This is a genomic window from Aeromonas sp. 600282 (genome assembly GCF_049175755.1).
In the GTDB taxonomy this organism is placed as follows: Bacteria; Pseudomonadota; Gammaproteobacteria; order Enterobacterales; family Aeromonadaceae; genus Aeromonas; species Aeromonas veronii_A.
In genome coordinates this window covers 537,079-555,563 of the sequence record NZ_JAAKVR010000001.1, presented here as the reverse complement: position 1 = coordinate 555,563, position 18,485 = coordinate 537,079, and the positions used below count along the sequence as shown (strand labels likewise).

The 18,485-nt window shown below is 59.9% G+C and carries 16 protein-coding genes; 2 read left to right on the top strand and 14 right to left on the bottom strand.

What is annotated here, in order from left to right; genetic code table 11:
- Positions 1 to 30: 30 nt before the first annotated feature.
- The 3 genes from G5137_RS02365 to G5137_RS02355 all read right to left on the bottom strand — a co-directional run bounded on the left by G5137_RS02365 (position 31) and on the right by G5137_RS02355 (position 2,617).
- Positions 31 to 774: an amino acid ABC transporter ATP-binding protein gene (locus tag G5137_RS02365; protein WP_201955792.1), complete on the bottom strand. Its 744-nt coding sequence runs from the start codon at positions 772 to 774 to the stop codon at positions 31 to 33.
- Positions 758 to 1,717, bottom strand: coding sequence for an amino acid ABC transporter permease (locus G5137_RS02360; RefSeq protein WP_201955795.1), 960 nt, complete (start codon positions 1,715 to 1,717; stop codon positions 758 to 760). Before G5137_RS02360 ends, G5137_RS02365 begins: the two co-directional genes overlap by 17 nt.
- A gap of 99 nt (positions 1,718 to 1,816) precedes the next feature.
- Positions 1,817 to 2,617 carry a transporter substrate-binding domain-containing protein gene (locus G5137_RS02355; RefSeq protein WP_201955798.1) on the bottom strand — a complete coding sequence of 267 codons (801 nt, stop codon included), beginning with the start codon at positions 2,615 to 2,617 and terminating at the stop codon, positions 1,817 to 1,819.
- 520 nt (positions 2,618 to 3,137) lie between these two features.
- Between G5137_RS02355 and G5137_RS02350 the strand changes: the two genes are divergently transcribed.
- Entirely contained in the window at positions 3,138 to 4,271 is a 1,134-nt protein-coding gene (locus tag G5137_RS02350) for a GGDEF domain-containing protein (protein WP_421254847.1), read from the top strand.
- Between the two features lie 86 nt (positions 4,272 to 4,357).
- Here G5137_RS02350 and G5137_RS02345 read toward each other — a convergent pair whose 3' ends face one another.
- From G5137_RS02345 to G5137_RS02310, 8 genes are all read right to left on the bottom strand, one after another.
- A complete protein-coding gene (locus tag G5137_RS02345; RefSeq protein ID WP_421254846.1) occupies positions 4,358 to 5,692 on the bottom strand; it encodes an MFS transporter in 1,335 nt (444 codons plus the stop codon).
- Between the two features lie 21 nt (positions 5,693 to 5,713).
- The gene (gene uhpB / locus G5137_RS02340) at positions 5,714 to 7,234 is read right to left on the bottom strand and encodes a signal transduction histidine-protein kinase/phosphatase UhpB (RefSeq protein ID WP_421254845.1); all 1,521 of its coding nucleotides are present in this window, start codon (positions 7,232 to 7,234) and stop codon (positions 5,714 to 5,716) included.
- Positions 7,231 to 7,821 (bottom strand): transcriptional regulator UhpA, encoded by a 591-nt coding sequence (gene uhpA / locus G5137_RS02335; RefSeq protein WP_120414557.1) that lies wholly within the window; start codon positions 7,819 to 7,821, stop codon positions 7,231 to 7,233. Before uhpA ends, uhpB begins: the two co-directional genes overlap by 4 nt.
- 193 nt (positions 7,822 to 8,014) lie before the next feature.
- Positions 8,015 to 8,410, bottom strand: coding sequence for a nucleoside diphosphate kinase regulator (gene rnk, locus G5137_RS02330; RefSeq protein WP_185227373.1), 396 nt, complete (start codon positions 8,408 to 8,410; stop codon positions 8,015 to 8,017).
- A 245-nt stretch (positions 8,411 to 8,655) separates the two neighbouring features.
- Positions 8,656 to 9,393, bottom strand: coding sequence for a substrate-binding periplasmic protein (locus tag G5137_RS02325; RefSeq protein WP_421254844.1), 738 nt, complete (start codon positions 9,391 to 9,393; stop codon positions 8,656 to 8,658).
- 82 nt (positions 9,394 to 9,475) lie between these two features.
- Complete coding sequence (locus G5137_RS02320) at positions 9,476 to 10,162, bottom strand: hypothetical protein (RefSeq protein ID WP_421254879.1); 687 nt, start codon at positions 10,160 to 10,162, stop codon at positions 9,476 to 9,478.
- A 72-nt stretch (positions 10,163 to 10,234) separates the two neighbouring features.
- Positions 10,235 to 11,626, bottom strand: coding sequence for an alkaline phosphatase (locus tag G5137_RS02315; RefSeq protein ID WP_421254843.1), 1,392 nt, complete (start codon positions 11,624 to 11,626; stop codon positions 10,235 to 10,237).
- An 11-nt stretch (positions 11,627 to 11,637) separates the two neighbouring features.
- Positions 11,638 to 13,035 (bottom strand): alkaline phosphatase, encoded by a 1,398-nt coding sequence (locus tag G5137_RS02310; protein ID WP_005334065.1) that lies wholly within the window; start codon positions 13,033 to 13,035, stop codon positions 11,638 to 11,640.
- 323 nt (positions 13,036 to 13,358) lie between these two features.
- On the opposite strand from G5137_RS02310, the gene ylqF reads away from it, so the two are divergent.
- On the top strand, positions 13,359 to 14,309 hold the full coding sequence (gene ylqF, locus G5137_RS02305; protein ID WP_421208174.1) for a ribosome biogenesis GTPase YlqF: 951 nt from the start codon (positions 13,359 to 13,361) through the stop codon (positions 14,307 to 14,309).
- A gap of 154 nt (positions 14,310 to 14,463) precedes the next feature.
- On the opposite strand, the gene G5137_RS02300 is transcribed toward ylqF, so the two are convergent.
- The 3 genes from G5137_RS02300 to dinG form a co-directional block, all read right to left on the bottom strand.
- A complete protein-coding gene (locus G5137_RS02300; protein WP_421254842.1) occupies positions 14,464 to 15,360 on the bottom strand; it encodes a histone deacetylase in 897 nt (298 codons plus the stop codon).
- 99 nt (positions 15,361 to 15,459) lie between these two features.
- Positions 15,460 to 16,119, bottom strand: a complete 660-nt coding sequence (locus G5137_RS02295) for a DUF2057 family protein (RefSeq protein WP_421254841.1) — start codon at positions 16,117 to 16,119, stop codon at positions 15,460 to 15,462.
- Between the two features lie 142 nt (positions 16,120 to 16,261).
- On the bottom strand, positions 16,262 to 18,334 hold the full coding sequence (gene dinG, locus G5137_RS02290) for an ATP-dependent DNA helicase DinG (RefSeq protein WP_421254840.1): 2,073 nt from the start codon (positions 18,332 to 18,334) through the stop codon (positions 16,262 to 16,264).
- Positions 18,335 to 18,485: the final 151 nt, after the last annotated feature.

Genomic DNA, 18,485 nt, shown 5'->3' with positions numbered 1-18,485 from the left:
CCTCTTCGTTTATCCAGCAGAGCGTGTTGGCTACAGCACCTGACTCAGGAACTGGCGCAGGCGTGGGGAGGGGGGATTGTCGAAGAAATCGGCGGGTTTTTCATCCACCAGCAGTTCGCCACTCTCCATAAAGAGCACCCGATCAGCCACCTCGCGGGCAAAGCCCATCTCGTGGGTCACTACCACCATGGTCATCCCTTCGCGGGCCAGCCCCTTCATCACATCCAGCACTTCCCCCACCATTTCGGGGTCCAGCGCACTGGTGGGCTCGTCAAACAGCATGATGCGTGGCTGCATGGCGAGCGCCCGGGCGATGGCCACCCGCTGTTGCTGACCGCCGGAGAGTTGGGAGGGATAGCTGGCCGCTTTCACCGACAGCCCCACTTTCAGCAGCAGCGCCTTGGCTCTGTCTTCGGCCTCACGGCGCGACAGCCCCCGCACCTTCTGAGGGGCGAGGCAGATATTATCCAGCACCGTCAGGTGGGGAAAGAGGTTGAAGGACTGGAACACCATGCCCACCTCTTCCCGCAGCTTGTTGACATCGCCCGGCTCTGTCAGGCTGATGCCATCGACCACGATCTTGCCGTCGTTGATGGTCTCCAGCTGGTTGAGGGTGCGCAGGAAGGTGGATTTGCCCGAGCCGCTGGGGCCGACGATCACGACCACTTCCCCTTCGGCCACCTCGGTGGTGACGTTTTTCAGGGCATGCACTTCGCTGCCGTAGAACTTCTCTACACCGGTCGTTTTGATGATGGGATCAGTTGCTTTTCGCATATTTCACCTCGAGACGGCGCACCAGAAAGGAGAGAGTACCGGTCAGCACCAGATAGAGCAGCGCCACGGTGAACCACACCTCGAACGGGCTGAAGGTAGAGCTGACCACCTCGCGTCCCGCCTTGGTCAGATCGGTGATGGAGATGACCGACACCAGCGAGGAGTCCTTGATCAGGTTGATGAACTGACCCGCCAGTGGCGGCAGCACCCGTTTGAACGCCTGCGGCAGGATGACGTAGCGCATGGTCTGGGCGGAGGTGAGGCCCAGACTGCGACCCGCCTCCATCTGCCCCTTGTGAATGGAACTGATGCCGGCGCGGACGATCTCCGCCACATAGGCACCGGTAAAGACCGCCAGCGCGGCGACCCCGGCGGTGAAGCGGTCGAGGTTCAGCACGGTGCCGATAAAGAAGTAGACGATGAAGATCTGTACCAGCAGCGGCGTGCCGCGGATCAGCTCCACATAGGTGATGGCCAGATTGCGCAGGGCCGGATTGGGGGAGAGGCGGGCCAGTCCGGCCAGGGTGCCAAGCAAAATAGCGAAGATGCCTGCTACCAGCGAGAGCTTGACGGTGACCCAGACGCCCCAGGCGATGGGGCCTGCGGTCCAGCTCAGCTGGGTGTCGAGGGTATCGCCACGAAAAACGGTATCCCCTTCGGCGACTTGTACGCCAGTGCTAGCGATGGCTTGCCGCACATTGGGGTCGAGATCGTCTTGCAGGAACAGCTTGCCCTTCTCGGCCTCGCTGGTGCCCGCCATCACGGTGCCGTCAAATTCGGCGACATTCTTCTGCTCCGCCTGATAGGCGATGTATTGGGGAATGCGTTCCCAGCGCCAGGTGTAATCCACTGACTGGACAGCCTTGTAGATGCCGAATACGGCAACCAGCAGCATCAGCAGGAAAACCCCATGCCAGAGTAGCTGATTGGGCTGTTTTTCCATCTGTCTTGTCGGTTTGGGTGTGTGCACAGTCACAACCTCTTCTCGTTATTGTGTGGGGAGCTGCGTGGTGCAGGGGCGGCATGTGCCGCCCCCTGGAGGTTATTTGAGCTGATTCAGCCAGGCGTTGGATTCGAACCACTTCTTGTAGAGACGGTCGTAGCTGCCATCGCCCTTGATCTGGCGCAGGTAGTTGTTGAACCAGTTGAGGGTGTCCTGATCCCCTTTGCGGATGGCCCAGGCCAGCGGCTCGAAGGTGAACGGCTTGTCGAGGTGTACCACGGCGCCCTTGTTCTGGGAGGCGAAAATAGCGTTGTAGGGCAGGTCATAGACGAACGCATCGACCTTGCCGTTGATCACTTCCAGCTTGGCGTCATCCTGAGTTTCAAACTGCAGCAGGGTGGCTTTGGGGATCAGGCGCTTCACTGCCTGCTCGCCGGTGGTGCCGAGCTTGACCGCGATCTTGTATTTCGGGTCGTTGAGGTCGGTGAAGGATTTGATTTCGCCCGCCTTCTCTTTGCGCAGGACGATGGTCTGGCCGACCACGATGTAGGGATCGGCAAAGTTGACCCGCAGGTTGCGCTGGGGAGTGACGGTCATGCCGCCCATGATGACGTCGAACTTGTTGGTCAGCAGCGCCGGAATGATGCCATCCCAGGCGGTGTTGACGAACTCGACCTTCACGCCCATCTCTTTGGCGACCATCTTGGCGAGATCCACATCAAAGCCGATGTATTGGCCCTGCTTGTTGGTCATCTCGAAGGGTTGATAGCCGGCGTCGAAGCCGACTCGCAGCACGCCGCGTTCGAGCACGGCATCCAGGGTGGAGGTGGGGGCAGGGGTCGGGGCCGCCGTGGCGATCCCGCAAAACAGCAGGGTAGAAAGAATCAGTTTTTTGATCATAAGTGACGTCTCTGTCGGTGGTTTGTTCGGCCTTGAACCTGATCCCGTGCGACTCCGTGGCACAAGAGACTGCTGCATCCGGCAACAGGCAAGACAGGATGAATGTCTTGAGCGGGACAAAAGCCCCATATGAGATGCTATGAATAGTTGTTGAGTGAAAAATGTACCAAAAACAGATTGTGTCAGAAGACTCAACAGGTTAGAGACATTTATTGCTCATGGCTTCATTCATAAAATCACACGAAAACAACATATCTATCTAATGGGGTGGGTTCAAGCCCAAATTATCCCCAAGACATTTTGTTACAAACTCAGGGCGCCGCTTGCGACTCTTATTGAGTTGTTGGGCTCCGTAAGAGGCTTTTTGTGGGGCTGATACGAATACGCATTGGTGGGATATCACACGCATTGCTCTGTTTGTCAGCAAACGAACGGGCTTTATTGTGAAAACCATCAAGTCGCACTGGGTCTTGGCAAACGCTTCTCATATACTCAGTTACCCTCTCTGCATGGCTTTGGTATGGACGCCTCACTACTGCTTAAGCTGGATATTTTTACCTTGATGATCATGGCCTTGTGTGGCTATTGTCTCGGTTTCCTCACTCTTACCATCATTCGTGTTACCCACAACGATATTCCCGGTGTCGGGGTCTGGTGGTGGTCCAGTCTGTTTGCCATGCTGGGTCAGGCTGGATTTGCCAGTCTGCTGCTGACCCCCACCCCCTATGGCTCCTGGGTGGGCAATGTCTTCCTGATTTTTCATGTGTCGTTGCTGCTGGTCGCCCAACGCTGTTTCTTCCGTCAATCGCCGGGCTGGCCTGTCTGCTGGGGATTCATCCTGCTGTTTGCCGCCGTCATGACCTGGTCGGTCGCAATCGATGGCCGGATTGCGGTGCGGGTGATGATCAGCAGCGCCACCTTCCTCATACTCAGTTCGCTCATCATCTGGCAGCTCTGGCGTCACGGCCGCCCTGATTATCAGGTGGCGGTATGGGTGCTGATTGGCCTCAATCTGGTGCTGATTGCCATGACCCTGATGCGGATATTTACCGTGTGGGGCGAGGTGATCGAAAGCCCGTTCCAGCGTCAGTTGTTCAACGTGTTGCCCTATGTCTCCATGCTGGTGGGTAGCTCCATGCTCACCTTCGGGGTACTGCTGCTCTGCAACCAGCACCGGGCGCTGGAGCTGCGCTATCAGGCCAGTCATGATCCGTTGACCGGCTTGTTCAATCGCCGTGGTTTTATGGAACGTCTGGCCTGGGGACGCCCTGCACAGCAGGGGGCGTTGGTGGTGCTCGATCTGGATGACTTCAAGCAGATCAACGATCGGCATGGCCATGAGGTGGGGGATCGGGTGCTGGAGCGGGTCGGGTTGGCACTGCGCGAGCTGGAGGGCGTATTGGCCAGTCGCTTTGGGGGCGAGGAGTTTGTGCTGTTGTTTCGCCATGTCGCCGCAGACGAGGCCATCGCCCGTTGCCAGTCACTGCGGGTTCAGCTTGCGGCCAGCGAGGTGGAGGGGATTCATATCACCGTCAGCATGGGTATTGCTTACTGGCAGGGGGAGTGGCACTTTGACAGCCTGTTCAGCCGTGCGGATGACGCTCTCTATCGGGCCAAGCGGGAAGGAAAGAACCGGGTCTGTCAGGCTGCCTGATGCAGGAATAGGTTCAGGAATAAAATCAGGGCGCGGTGATCCGCGCCCTGTCTGCTTGCCGGATATAGCTCGTTAGCTGCCACCCGCTAATCTGCATTCGCTTGAGGGGGTCTCGGTGCCTGCGCCTTGAGGAAGGGGAGCAGCAGCAGGGCCGAGATACCTGCCGCCACCGAGATCACCACGAAGAAGCCGTTCCAGTGCCAGATCTCCATCACCTTGGCCAGCGGATAGCCTGACAGCGCCGCCCCCATGTAGGCAAACAGGCCGACAAAGCCGGTGGCGGCCCCCGCCGAGTTTTTGTGGGAGCACTCCGCCGCTGCCATGCCGATCAGCATCTGGGGGCCAAACACGAAGAAGCCGATGGTAAAGAAGCAGGCCGCCTGCATCACATAGCTGAAGAAGGGCATCAGCCAGAGCGATCCCACCGCCAGCAGGATCCCCACCGCAAAGATCAGGTTCATCGGGCCACGGTTGCCGTTGAACAGCTTGTCCGATCCCCAACCCGCCACCAAAGCGCCGATAAAGCCCCCCACCTCGAACATGGAGATGGCCGAGTTGGCGCTCATCAGATTGAAGCCGCGCTGCTCGGTCATGTAGAGGTTGCCCCAGTCATTGATGGCGGTGCGCACCACATAGACCAACACGTAGCAGCAGGCGAGCAGCCAGATATAGGGGTTGCCCAGCACATATTTGCGCAGGATCTGGCGATGGGAGAGGCCCGCATCCTGAGTCTGCTGGGCCAGCTCCATGGCATCCTTGCGCCACTCGCCCACCGTTGGCAATCCCATGGCACTCGGGGTATCCCGCAGCCGCCAGCAGAGGAACAATCCCGCGATGATGGCGATAAGGCCGGGCACTATCATGCCGTAGCGCCAGCCATGTTGCAGGGCGATGGTGCTGACGATAAGGGGGATGAGCGCGCCGCCGACGTTGTGAGCTGTGTTCCAGGCCGACCACCAGACTCCGCGCTCGGTACGCGAATACCAGCTGGTAAGCAGCTTGGAGCAGGGGGGCCAGCCCCAACCTTGGAAGAAGGCGTTGGCGACCCAGAGGGTGGCAAACATCCAGAGTGCCGACGAGAGGCCGAACAGGATGTTGATAACGCCGGTGGCCATCAGTCCGACACCCATAAAGTAGCGCGGGTTGGCGCGGTCACTGATGATGCCTGAAAAGAACTTGGAGCAGCCGTAGGTGATGTAGAACAGGGTCCAGAGCATGCCGATGTCGGACTTGTCCAGCATGCCGCTCGCCAGCATGTCCGGCATGGCGAAGTTGAAGCTCTTGCGGGTGAAGTAGAACACCGCGTAGCCCAGATACATGGTCAGCAGCAGGTGCAGCCGCCAGTGGCGATAGGTGGCGTCGATCTCGGCCTGATCCCGGATAAGGGGCCGGTGCGGCGCGCTTCTCATAAAACTCAGCACTGGCAGGCCCTCTGGTGGTGATTAGCCATGACTCTCTTCCCGTCTGCGACTGGGCAGGTTGACCGTCAGCTGAGTGCCGTGGATGCAGGAGAGTTGCAGATTGCCCCCTAGGGCCTGTACCCGCTCGCGAATGCCGAGCAGGCCATAGCCCTGTTGCGGGCGGCTTTCCGGCAAACCGCGGCCATCATCTTCCAGCACCAGTTGCAACTGCTCGCCGTAGGCCCGAGCGCGAATGGTGACCGAGTGGGCGTTGGCATGTTTGACCACGTTGTTGAGCCCCTCCTGACAGACCCGAAACAGGGTGACCCGCTGGGCATCCGAGAGATCCCCATCCGCCAGCTGCCACTCCAGACGGGTGACGATGCCGTGACGCTCCAGCTCCAGCTCTCTGAGCAGTGCCCGTACCGCCTGTTCAAGAGTCATGTCGTCGAGTTGGCGCGGGCGCAGCCGCCCGAGCAGACCGCGCACCGCGTCGTAGATCCCGAGCGACAGTGTGTCGATCAGGGCGCTGCTCTGGCCCACCCCGGCATTATCGGGGGCGAGGCGGCGTACGATCCCGGCTTGGGTACGAATGGCGGTGATGGTCTGGCCGATGTCGTCGTGCAGCTCGCGCGCTACCTCCTTGCGGATGCTCTCCTCGGTCTCCAGCAGCCGCTCGGTGAGTTGGCGATTATGGGCGAGTTGGCGGGTCAGCGCCTGATTGAGTTCGCGCTGGCGCTGGATCCCGGCACCCAGCAGCAGGCCGGTAAGGCTCTGGGCCAGCAGGGAGAGCAGCAGATCGAGAGGGTGATCGTGCCAGGCCTGACTGGCCAGCAGGGCGATGGTGTTCATCAGGGTGGCGAGCAGCGCCCCTTGCCAGCCGTAGCGCCACGCCATGGCGATGATGGGGATGGCCAGACAAAACGGGGTGAAGCGTACCAGCGAGTTGGGCAATCCCAGTTGCAGCCAGAGGCTCAATACGAACAGCAGCAGATACCAGACCAGATGGCGAAAGCGCCACTCCACCGGCTGATCCACCAGCGCAGGCCCCAGCGGCACCCAGGTGGCGCGGGTGAGGTAGTGCCAGATCAGCATGCAGGTGGAGGTGAGGGTCAGACCGCCGGTCAGGCTGAGCAGCAGGGCCGAGAGGCCATCTTCCCCGGCCAGATGCCAGAGCAGGGCTTGCAGCAGCGCCGCCGCCGTGACGGTGGCGAGCAGCAGCAACAGTTGCTGCCAGTCGTTGCGCACCTGCTGGCGACGGGCAATCAGCAGCGGTAGCAGGGTCAGCAGACTGCCCGCGACCAGCCAAGGCCAGTGGGGCAGCCCCACTTCCAGATTGAGCCAGTAGAGCAGCAGCCCTTCGCACAGCAACAGCGGCGGCCAGTAGTGGCCGGGACTTTGCAGCAGCAAGCCAAGGCGCAGGCCGAAGGGGAAGAGCAGCACCGCCAGCGCCGGGCCGCCCGCCAGATGCAGGCTGATGCTCCAGAGGCAAAACCAGCCGGCGGCAAAGATGAAGCAGGCCGCCAGCGCGATGGCGACATAGCTGGCAAAACGGGAGATCACCAGCTATCCAGCATGCGGTGGGCCAGCTCGACGTTGTTGCTGACCTTGAGCTTGTCCATCAGGTTGGCGCGATGGACGTGAACCGTCTTGGGGGAGAGGCCAAGTTGCTCGGCGATGGCTTTCACCTCCAGCCCCTGTGCCAGCAACTGGGCAATCTCCCGCTCCCGATTGGTGAGGGGATCCCGGCTGCTGCTGGCCAGTTTCTGGGCGATGTCCGGTGTCAGATAACACCCCCCCTGGGCGGCGGTACGCACCGCGGCGATCAGCTCGTCCGGACTGCAGCGCTTGGAGAGAAATCCTTTGGCACCGGTTTGCAGCGCCTGCTCGATGAGGGCGGGGCTGTCATGCACCGAGAGCATTACCACCGCGAGACCGGAGGGGAGCTGCTTGAGCAGATCCAGCCCCGATTGGTCGGGCATCGAGATGTCGCAGACGCAGACTCGCGCCCCGCTGCCGGGCAGACCGGCAAGGGCGTCGCTGGCGGAGCCGAATTCGGCGACCACCTGCAGATCGGGCTCCAGATTGAGCAGTTGGGCAAAACCGGATCGGACGATCTGGTGATCGTCGATGAGGGCAATGTTTATCATGATGTCAGCCTGAAATTCGGTGCGTCATGACCATGACGCGGCCAACAAGATACCTGCCCCCCGAGTCAGGCTCAAGCAGCAGCAGGAAAAGGGGCTAAAAACCGGGGGGCAAGGTGCGCAAAGCTTGATCGGGATCAGCTTGCAAGGGCGAGCAAGCGGGCTGATCAACAGGGGGATGACCAGCCCGGGGGACTCAGCGGTGCAGCTCGCCGGCGCGCTCCGGCTGATAAACCACGTCCAGAATTTCGACCTCGATGGTGCGACCGGCCGGGCCTGGCCAGGCGATGCTGTCGCCCACTTTCAGACCGAGCAGGGCGCTGCCCACCGGCGCCAGTACCGAGATGTTGCTCTCGTCGCCCTTGGCATCGCGCGGGTAGACCAGGGTGAGGCAGAACTCGTTGCCGCTGCTCTGCATCTTGAAGCGTACCTTGCTGTTCATGGTGACCACGTCCGGCGGCATGTCGGCCGGTTCGCGGATCTCGGCGCGGTCCAGCTCCTCTTGCAGGGCGAGATGCTGCGGGTGGTTGCCGAGCAGTTGTTCGATACGGTCCAGATCAAGGCTGGAGATAACCAGATGAGGTTGTTTCATAAGATATTCCTTATCAATAGCGGATAGGCCCATACCGGCGGGTGCAGGTTGGCCATCACGCAAAGTGTTACAAAAATGGATTCAACAGGTTCAATCGATTGAAAATGCCATGCCCCCAAGCGACTCGCGGCCGAAGGAGCGAGGCGGGGGCTCAGCAGGGTGTGAGCAAATGCGAGGAAATAGCGAGTATTTTCATGGGGCTACCATAACCATTCTGGCCGGCCTTGGCAACCGTGATTGAGTGACTACTCAGGAACCTGATAGTTGTACTGACGGATGATCCGCGCCAGTGTGCCATCATGGCGCATCTCGTCAATCACGGCTTGCCAGCGACGCCCTTCGGTGAAGGGAAAATCCTTGCTGGCCGCGATAAATAACTGGGTACGCATCAAGGATTCGCCTTTTACTATCTCATCGATGGAAAATCCGCCCGTCTGCTGGTTGTAGAGGATGACGTTCCAGGCTGCGACCCAGGCATCGATGCGTCCTCGTTGCAGTTTGAGGGCATTGAGGTCTTCGGTGGCGACGGTTTGGCTGGCGAGATTCAGCCTCTGCTTGAGCAGATACTGGCCGAAGGAGTGACGCAAGGTGCCCACCTTGAGTGAAGGAAGCGCGTTTATCATGAGCGGGGTGGGATGCTTGTGGCGATTGCTGACAATGAGGAACTCTTCATCAAGGATGGGGGAAACCCAGTAGTAGAGATGCTCCCGTTGAGAGCTGCGTACTGGCGGTATCAGCAGTACATCCTTGCGATGGGTGGTTTGGGTGAGGGCTCGGGCCAGCGGCATCAACTCGATGGTGAGCGGTTCTTTAAGGCGTCGCGCGGCCTCTTCCATGATCTCGATGGCGACACCGCTTGGTTTGCCGTGAGAGGAGCGAATGACGTAAGGGGGCAGCTCGGCCGCCACCAGCACAATAGCCTGGGCACCGGTGTGTACCAGCAACAACAGCAGTGCAAAAAAGGGCAGGCAGAGAGCGCGCATCAAGGTCGTGAGCCAGAGTCGAATATGCAGAGTGTAACATTCCTGCCTGCGTTGTCGTTGGGCTCGCTGAGGGGTTGGGATCTCAGTCGAAGAAATCGCGCAGATCGCGCACTTCGTAATCAGCGAGTTGCTGCCAGGGAAGCTGAGCAGGCAGCTTGCGCAGGGTTACCTCCATCCGGTAGCTGCGATAGCCGTCGAGACTGGCCGATTCGACCACCAGCGGGATCTGCCACTGACTCGACCAGAGAATGCGGGTTCGTTGCTGCCCTTCGCGCTTTTCATACCAGCGGGCCTGCTCGGGGGCGGCCTCATCCAGCGGGGTCATCCCCTCGAGCAGCACTGGGTTGACGAGATGGCGGATCCGCAGCCAGTCGGGCTTGAAGGCCACCTGGCCATACTCTTCCACCGGCACTTCAACCAGCTGGTTGTGCCAGCTGTCGGCATAGCGCAGCTGAAGTTCACCCTCATCACTGTGGCTGACCCAGCGGGCCGCCATCTGGTGGGTAAAGTGCTTGTGGCCGGGGGTGGCGTCGTGAGTGGCATGATAGGCACGGGCAAGGGGGAGGGGAATGAGCCGCTGGCTCCACACCTGATTGCCCACGCGCAGCCACTTCTCTTGCCAGACACTCTCTCTGGCGATGCCATCGCTGCCGGTGTTCCGGTCGTGATAGCTGATCCGGGCGGCGAGATTCGGGGGCGTGTCGTCAGCATGCAGGGGGAAGGCGAGGGTGCTGCCAAGCAGCCATAATGAAAGCAAAAGTCGCATCATCATCTGTCGCTCGAAAGAGCCGGGGCCCGGGTCGCTGAGTCGATTGCTCAGATGTACCCGGGCCCCTGCTGCTTACAGGCCGAGCGCCTCCCGCAGTTTGCCAAACACCTTGGTGTTATCCAGCGTGCCTTTGAAGCGGTTGCTGCCGGCGCCATCGGCAAACAGCATCACATCGCCGCCGCCGTGGGTTTCCGATGTGAGTTTGACGCCGGTCTCCTGCAGATAGTCATTAGCCATCACCTGATCGCTGGTGAGGACCGGGCGTACATCGGGGCGGTTGGGGCCGTTACCGAACACCAGGGTGGTGAAGGGCTTTCCATCCACGTCGTTCTGGGTCGAGCCATCGCCATTTTTCACCAGATCCAGCACCGGATTGCCCTTGGCGGAGTAGCCGTTAATGGTCATGGTGTGGTCATGGTCGGCGGTGACCACGATCAGGGTATTGCTGAGATCCACTTTACCCAGCGCCGTCTTGACCGCCTCATCCAGTGCCACCGCGTCGGTGAGCGAGCGCTTGGCGTTGGTGCCGTGCAGGGCATGATCGATCCGGCCGCCTTCTACCATCAGGAAATAACCCTGACTGTTCTTGCTCAGCAGGTCGATCGCCTTGGCGGTCATTTCGGAGAGGGACGGCTGGGTATTGGCAGCCCCTTTGGCGACCCGATCCAGCTCGTAGTCGAGGTGGGATTTGCTGCTGAACAGACCGAGCACCTTGCCGCTGGTGACCTTGGCCAGTTCACTTTGGGTGGTGACATAGCTGTATCCCTGCACCTTCATCTCGGCGGTCAGGTCGCGGTTGTCATTGCGACCGCCCTTGTTGCTGGCGCTGTAGGGGGTCCAGTGGTTGGCACCACCGCCCATCAGCACATCGACCCCATCCCCCAGCGCCTGGTTGAAACCTGCGCCCCCCGGAACAGCTTGTGCGGCGATGTCATAGGCGGCATCCCGATGGCAGATGTGGGCGTAGGTAGCCGCCGGGGTCGCGTGGGTCAGCTCGGTGGTAGTGACGGCCCCGACCGATTTGCCTGCCGCCTTGGCCAGCTCGAGAATGGTGGGCACCGGCTTGCCGTTATCGCTGCTGCAATTGTTGACGGTTTTGTTGCCATTGACGTCTTTGCCGGGGGCGACGGCTTTGGTGTCGCTGCTCATGGCGATCACCTCGTTGTTCATCTTGACCCCGGTGGTGTAGGCCGCCATGGAGGGGGCCGAGTCGGTGGTCTGGGCATCGTTGGAGAAGGTCTTGATGCGGGCACTGCGCGGCAGTTTCATCATCTCCAGATTGCCCTCTTCTCCCACCTTGAACAGGCGGGTGGCGGTGAGCACGGTGGGCCCCATGCCATCACCGATAAAGAGAATGACGTTTTTGGCATCAGCGGCCTGTGCCTGGGAGGTTGCGCCCAGCGCACTGAACAGGGCTGCGCAGACCAGCGTGTGCTTGATGGATGTGTTCATCTGTTTGCTCATGAAAGTGCTCCTTACAGCTTGGCCGCAGCCTTGATCTTGCCGAACACGGCGGTGTTATCGAGTGAGCCATGGAAGCTGTCAGCCCCCTTGCCGATGGCGCCGAGGAAGACATCTGTGCCGCCGTGGGTCTCGTTGCCGATCTCGCCTACCTTGACCACCACTTCCTGGTGGTAGTCATTGGCGGAGACGGTGGCGTCGTCGAGCGGGGCGACGCTGCTGCGCGGGCCATCCACCCGGTTGTAGCCGTTGCCAAAACCTATGATGGTGTAGGGCATGCCCTCGCTATCCTTGCTTGGCTCGCCAGTCTCGTAGTTCTTCACCAGCCCGAGTACGCCGGGGTTGTCGGCGGTGGTCTTGCCGGTGCGCTTGGCATAGCCGTTGAGCACGAGCGTGTGGTCGTGATCGGCGGTGACCACGATCAGGGTGTTTTTCAGCTCGGGGTCGCTCTTTTTCACCTCGTCGATGGCGGCCTTGATGGCGTTGTCGAAGGCGATGGTGTCCTGCAGCGCCCGCTTGGCGTTGGTGTCGTGCAGGGCGTGGTCGATGCGGCCCCCTTCCACCATCAGGAAGTAACCCTTCTCTTTGCCCTTGAGCTGCTTGATGGCGGCCAGGGTCATCTGGGCCAGTGACGGCTCGCTGGCGGGGCGGTCCAGGTCATATTTCATGTGGCTGGAACCAAACAGACCCAGCAGCGGCTTGCCCGCATCGGCCTTGTTCAGCTCATCCAGATTGCTGGCAAACTGGTAGCCCTTGGCCTGCATTTCGCTGATGAGGTTGCGGCCATCCTCCCGCTTGCCCTTGTCAGCTTTGGGCAGGAAGAAACTGCTGCCGCCACCGAGCACCACATCCAGCCCCTCCTTGAGGGCGCTGTTGTAGCCTTTGCCGCCCGGCACCAGCTGGACGGCGATATCTGCCTCCAGATCCCGGTTGCAGATATGGGCATAGGTAGCCGCCGGGGTGGCGTGGGTTACCCGGGTACTAGTCACCACGCCGGTACCGCGGCCATCGGCTTTGGCCAGCTCCAGCAGGGTGGTCACCGGCTTGCCGGCGCTCTTGCTGCAGTCACTCTCATAGGTGGCGTCGCCGTCCATGCTGATGACGCCGTTGTTGCTCTTGACCCCGGTCATGTAGGCCGCCATTGAGGGGGCCGAGTCAGTGACCTGGGCATCGTGGGAGAAGGTCTTGATAAAGGCCGTCTCTGGCAGGGTATCGATGGTGAGATCACCCTCTTCGCCGACACCGTAGATGCGGGCCGCCGTCAGGGTGTTGAGGCCCATGCCGTCACCGAGGAAGAAGATGACGTTGGTGGGTTGGGCTGCGGGCTTGGTCGCCACCGTGTCATTGTCTGATTTGCAGCCGGCAGCCAGGGCGGCGCCGATCATCACTGCAAGTCCTGCCATTTTTCTCATTGGGGTTCGCTCCTTGTAAAACCTGAGCGCAGCCTAGAGGGGGCAGATGACACTTTTACTGACTATCGGTGACGGTTGTGTGAAAAAGTGATGAAAATGTTACACTATATCAATGTGTTATCTATCAATTGAGCCAGTTGGTCCGGTCGCTTCCGGCAAGGTTGCTCCGCCTCGGCGGTTTGCTGATTTGATGAGGTGATGGTTAGAATGACCTGTCAAAAGAGGCCCGCAGCAGGTAAAATGCGCCCCCTTCGTTCGATGCCCGCGGCAGAGCGCCTGTTGTTCCATGCGCGCGCCCGCAGCCCCCACAGAGAGTAACGGATATGTCCATCAACTGGTTCCCCGGTCACATGCACAAGGCCCGCAAAGAGATTGCCGAGGTCATGCCCCAGGTCGATGTGATCATCGAGATGCTCGATGCCCGCATCCCCTTCTCCAGCGAAAACCCGCTGGTGCCCGAGCTGCGTGGTGATACCCCGGTGATCAAGGTGCTGAACAAGGCGGACCTCGCCGATCCGGCGATCACCGATCTGTGGGTGGCGCACATGGAAAAAGAGAAGGGGATCAAGGCGCTGCCGCTGACGCAACAAGAGCCGGAGAAGATCAAGCAACTGCTGACTCTCTGTCACGAGATGCTGCCGGAGCGCAATTTTGAGCTGCGCGGCGTGCGGGCGATGATCATGGGGATCCCCAACGTGGGCAAGTCCACTCTGATCAATACCCTGGCGGGGCGCATCATCGCCCGTACCGGCAACGAGGCGGGGGTGACCAAGTCCCAGCAGCGGATCAAGCTGGATAACAACGTTATCCTGACCGATACCCCAGGTTTCCTCTGGCCCAAGCTCAACCCGCCCTCCTGTGGTTATCGTCTGGCCATCACAGCGGCCATTAAAGACACGGTGTTCGACTATGCCGATATCGCCATGTTCGCCGCTGACTACTTCATCAAGGCCTATCCGGAGCGGATCAAGGCGCGCTACCAGATTGACGAGTTGCCCGAGACCGAGATCGAGCTGCTGGAGATGATCGCCCGCCAGCGGGCGTTTATGCGCAAAGGGGGGCTGGCCGACCTGCACAAGGCGTCCGAGATCTTGATTAACGAGTTCCGCTCCGGCTTGCTTGGCCGCATCTCGCTGGAGACGCCGGAGATGGTGAGCGTCGAGATTGTCGAAGCTGCCGCAGAAGCCGAGCAAAAAGCCAAAGAGAAGGCCGAGCGGGAAGAGGAGCGTCAGGCCCGCGCCCGTCGCAAGTACGCCCGCAAGCGTCAGAGATAATTATCCTCAGGCGTCCCGAGCTTGCCTGACAACGAGCGAGCTTGTGTGACCGAGAGGACAAAACACGAAGAGGCGACCCAAGGGTCGCCTCTTCTGTTTTATCTGGTGAAATGCCGCCCACTCTGATGGGGTGTCCGCGCTATAAGCCATGCCATCAACCAAAACGGTGGAGCGCCGCCTCAAACAGCGACATATGAAGCGGGATCAGCTGTTGCCAGTCGCGGCGATAGCCGCCACCGGGTACAGCGGCGACAGGCAACCCATGCTTGATTGCACAGTCAAATACCATGGCATCGCGCAGGCGCACCCCTTCATCGCTCAGGGAGAGATAGCCAAGCTCGTCGGCATGATGCACATCGACGCCCGCCTGATAGAGGATGAGATCCGGCGAATAGAGGCGCAGTGCCAGTGAGAGTGCCTGTTGCAGTGTGGTGAGATAGGCATCGTCCGTCATGCCGCTTGGCAGCGGAAAGTCGAGGTGAGAGGTGGCTTTGTGATGGGGAAAGTTGTGCTCACCATGGAGGGATAGGGTGATGATATCGCGCCGTCCAGCGCACAGGGCCGCACTGCCATCTCCCTGATGCACATCGAGATCGACGATCAGCACCTGTTCACAGTGCCCCTCGTCGAGGCAAGCCTGGGCCGCAATCACCAGATCGTTGAACAGACAAAAACCGCTGCCGTGATCCCGGTGGGCGTGGTGGTAGCCACCGGAGATCTGCAAGCCGCAGCCCTGCTCAAGTGCATAGCGGCTGGCGGCAATAGTGGCACCCACCGAGCGCAAGGTGCGCTCCATCAGCATGGGTGACCAGGGAAAACCGATCTTGCGGATGGCGCGCTCTTCAAGTTGGCCACTCAGGGCCGCCGCGACATAATCAGCATCGTGAATGCGACAGATTTGCTCCCGGGTGGCCGACGGCGCTTCGCCAAGGGGGTAACCCTGCACCTGCAAGCGCTCAAACAGCCCCTGATACTTGGCCAGCGGGAAGCGATGGCGTTCGGGCAGGATCAGGGAGGAGTAGAGGGGGTGATAGAAAATATGCAGTGACATCAGGGCATTGTTCCATCGATGCAGAGATGAACCTGGATATGAAAAAGGGGAGCCAGGCTCCCCTTGTCATTCCCGACGGGTCAGGATGATGTTTCCGGATTACTGCTGCTGGATAACCCAGATCTGGAAGGCTTTGCGGGTTTCCGCATCGGCCTTGTTGTACCAGTTTTGCAGCTGGGTCAGGGCTTCCGGATTGCTTTGCGCCTTGCTGGGCGCGGCTTGGGCCGGTGCGCTGGCGGCAGCCATCACGGCAGCAGAGGAGACGGCAACGGTTTTGGGCTGGTTGAAAGCTTTGCCCATGTTGATCAGCTCTTGCTGATAGTCACGGGTCAGCTGGAAGCCCTCTACTTTCGGCATTACGAACTGTTCACTGCTCACTTGCTGGCCACTGACCTTGTCTTTTAGCACCACTTTCTGATCTTTCAGGAACTGTTTGGCTTCTGCTTCATTGCGGGGCTTTTTATAGTCCAGCACCAGCTGCTGATTGTCGGCTGCAGTGAAGTTCAGCACCAGCGGCTCGGCGGTCACCAGCTTGATTTCGTTACGGCTGGAGTAGTTGCCTTCAAAGGCGACGACCAACTGGTGCTTGCCGGCAGAGAGGGGGAAGGTGCTGGTTTTGTCGAGCAGCTGGGGGTTGATGGATTGGCCATCAATCAACTGCACGATGTAAGGGGTGGATACTTCCAGTTTGGCATCAGCCAAGGCGCTACCGGCCCACAACAGACCAGCCAGCGCCGGTACCAGAACAGTCAGTTTCATTTCATCTCCTTGAACAGTCAGGCGATTGCCCACTGAAAACAGGGGCTCATTTTTACAGGTTTGGTCTACTGCGGCAATGGCTCTTTCTGGTGGTCAACGTTCGCGCTGCTGTCAGTTTGTTTATCAATAGAGGCTGACATATTTATTCGATCCGACGCGTGAACGGGGGGAGGGCATCAAGTAACCCCTTGCCATAACGTTTGGTCAGTAGACGTCGATCAAGAATGGTGACCCGCCCCCGATCGGCCTCTTTGCGGATGAGGCGGCCACAGGCCTGGATCAGTTTGCGCGATGCTTCTGGCACCGTCAGTTGCAGAAAGGGGTTGCCGCCTCGCTGCTCCACCCACTCGGCGGTAGCCTCCTCGACCGGTGAGTTGGGCACCGCAAAGGGGAGTTTGGTGATCACCAGATTGGTGAGATAGTGACCCGGCAGATCCAGTCCCTCCGAGAAGCTGCCGGTACCAAACAGGATGCTGGCCTGACCGCCATCGCATTTCTGCTTGTGCAGGGTGAGCAGTGCATTGCGGGAGGCTTCCCCCTGCACCAGCAGTGACAGTCCCTTGGCTCGCAAGCCAACGGCCACCTCATTCATCTGGCGGTAGGAGGAGAAGAGCACCAGACTCGCCTCCTTGCCCGCCAGAATACGTGGCAGCACGCTGATGAGTTCATTGGTAAAGGCTGGTGAGTTGGGTTCGTGCTCCATCTTGGGCAGATAGAGCTCGGCTTTCTGGTAGTCAAAGGGGGAGCGCAGGCGCAGATAGCGGGTACCGTCGTGCTCCTTGAGCCCCACCTGATGGCGAAAATAACTAAAGGAAGAGAGGGCGGTGAGGGTCGCTGAGACCAGTACGGCACCTAGACATTTCGACCAGAGCCACTCCTCCAGCAGATAGCCTACCTCAATCGGTGAGGCGTGCAGCCAGATATCGCCGTCATCGCTCTTGGCCATCCAGCGGGCGAGCGGGGTTTTACCGGTCGGCACATGGCGCCCCAGCATCTCCCACAGGGCGCAGAAACTCTCCAGCCGTTGCAGATGAAAACCGCTCTCGGCCAGCAGGGGTTCGGCCTCCTTGCGGCGGATCTCGCCATCTTTCAGCGCTTCACCTATGGCCCCCTGCATCCGATCCAGCGCCCGCAGCGCCTTCTTGCTCGACTCCTTGAGATTCTCCGCCAGCATGGGTAGGGGATCCGGCAATACCCCTTCGACGAAGCGGTAGTGGGGTTCCGTGCCAAACAGCCGATCGTTGGCGCTGAGCCACTGCTCGACCGCCTTCAGATCGGGCTGGATGGTGGCCAGCGCATCCTGCAGTTTGAGTTGGGGGTCGAGCAGGCTCTCCTTATTAAGAGTCCGCGCCAGCTTGCCTGCACTTTGTACCAGCTTCTCCAGCCAGCGGCGCGAGCCTTTGACGCTGGCCGATGCCGCGCCGTGATCCCGGGCGATGCTGGGCAGGTGATGGGCCTCATCCAGCACATAGATGCACTCATCAGGGGGCGGCAGAATGATGCCGCCGCCCATGGTGAGATCGGAGAGCAGGAGTGCATGGTTGACGACCAGCACATCGGCGCTCTCCATGTCGTTGCGGGCGCGATGAAAGGGGCAGTGCTGGTGATGGCTTAGCGCCTTGTTGCAGGTGTGGCGGTCTGCGGCGATGCGATCCCAGCAAGTGTCGGGAATGGGCTCCGGCCAGTTGTCCCGATCCCCGTCCCACTTGCCATTGGTGTAGGTCTGCCACAGCGCCTGGTAGCGATCCTTGTCGCTGTCCGATGGTTTGGATTTGCTCAGACTGCCAAAGTCGAGCTCGAAGTTGGCCATCTCGGCGCCACTGGCTGCCTGCTCCAGCAGATGCTCGCAACAGTAGCGTTGACGCCCCTTGACCAGCATAAAGCGAAACGGCAGCTCGCTGTGGCGGTGGTAAAAAGGAAGGTCTTTGTGGATCAGCTGCTCTTGCAGGGCCACTGTGGCGGTGGAGATCACTAGCTTCTTCTGGGTGAGTCGCGCCACCGGAATGGCGCCCTGCGCATAGGAGAGGGATTTGCCGATACCGGTGCCCGCTTCGGCAACCAGAATACGGCGTTGTTTGTCGTACTCGCCGGTCAGGGTTTTGGCTATCTCGGCCACCAGAAAGTTCTGCTCTTTGCGCGGTACAAAACCGGGTAATCCATCCGAAATCTGGCGATAGGTTTGACGAATGGTTGCTTTGAGGCGAGTAGAGAGCATGAAGAGAAGGCCAGTTAGGGGTTAATAGAAGGACAAGGATACCCGCAACCCCTCGGTGAGGTCGAGGCAACAGCCATTATCACGGCAGTTTTACGCTGATCAGACCACTTTGGTTGTTTATCAGGTATTTAGCGTTATTTGCATGCAAAAT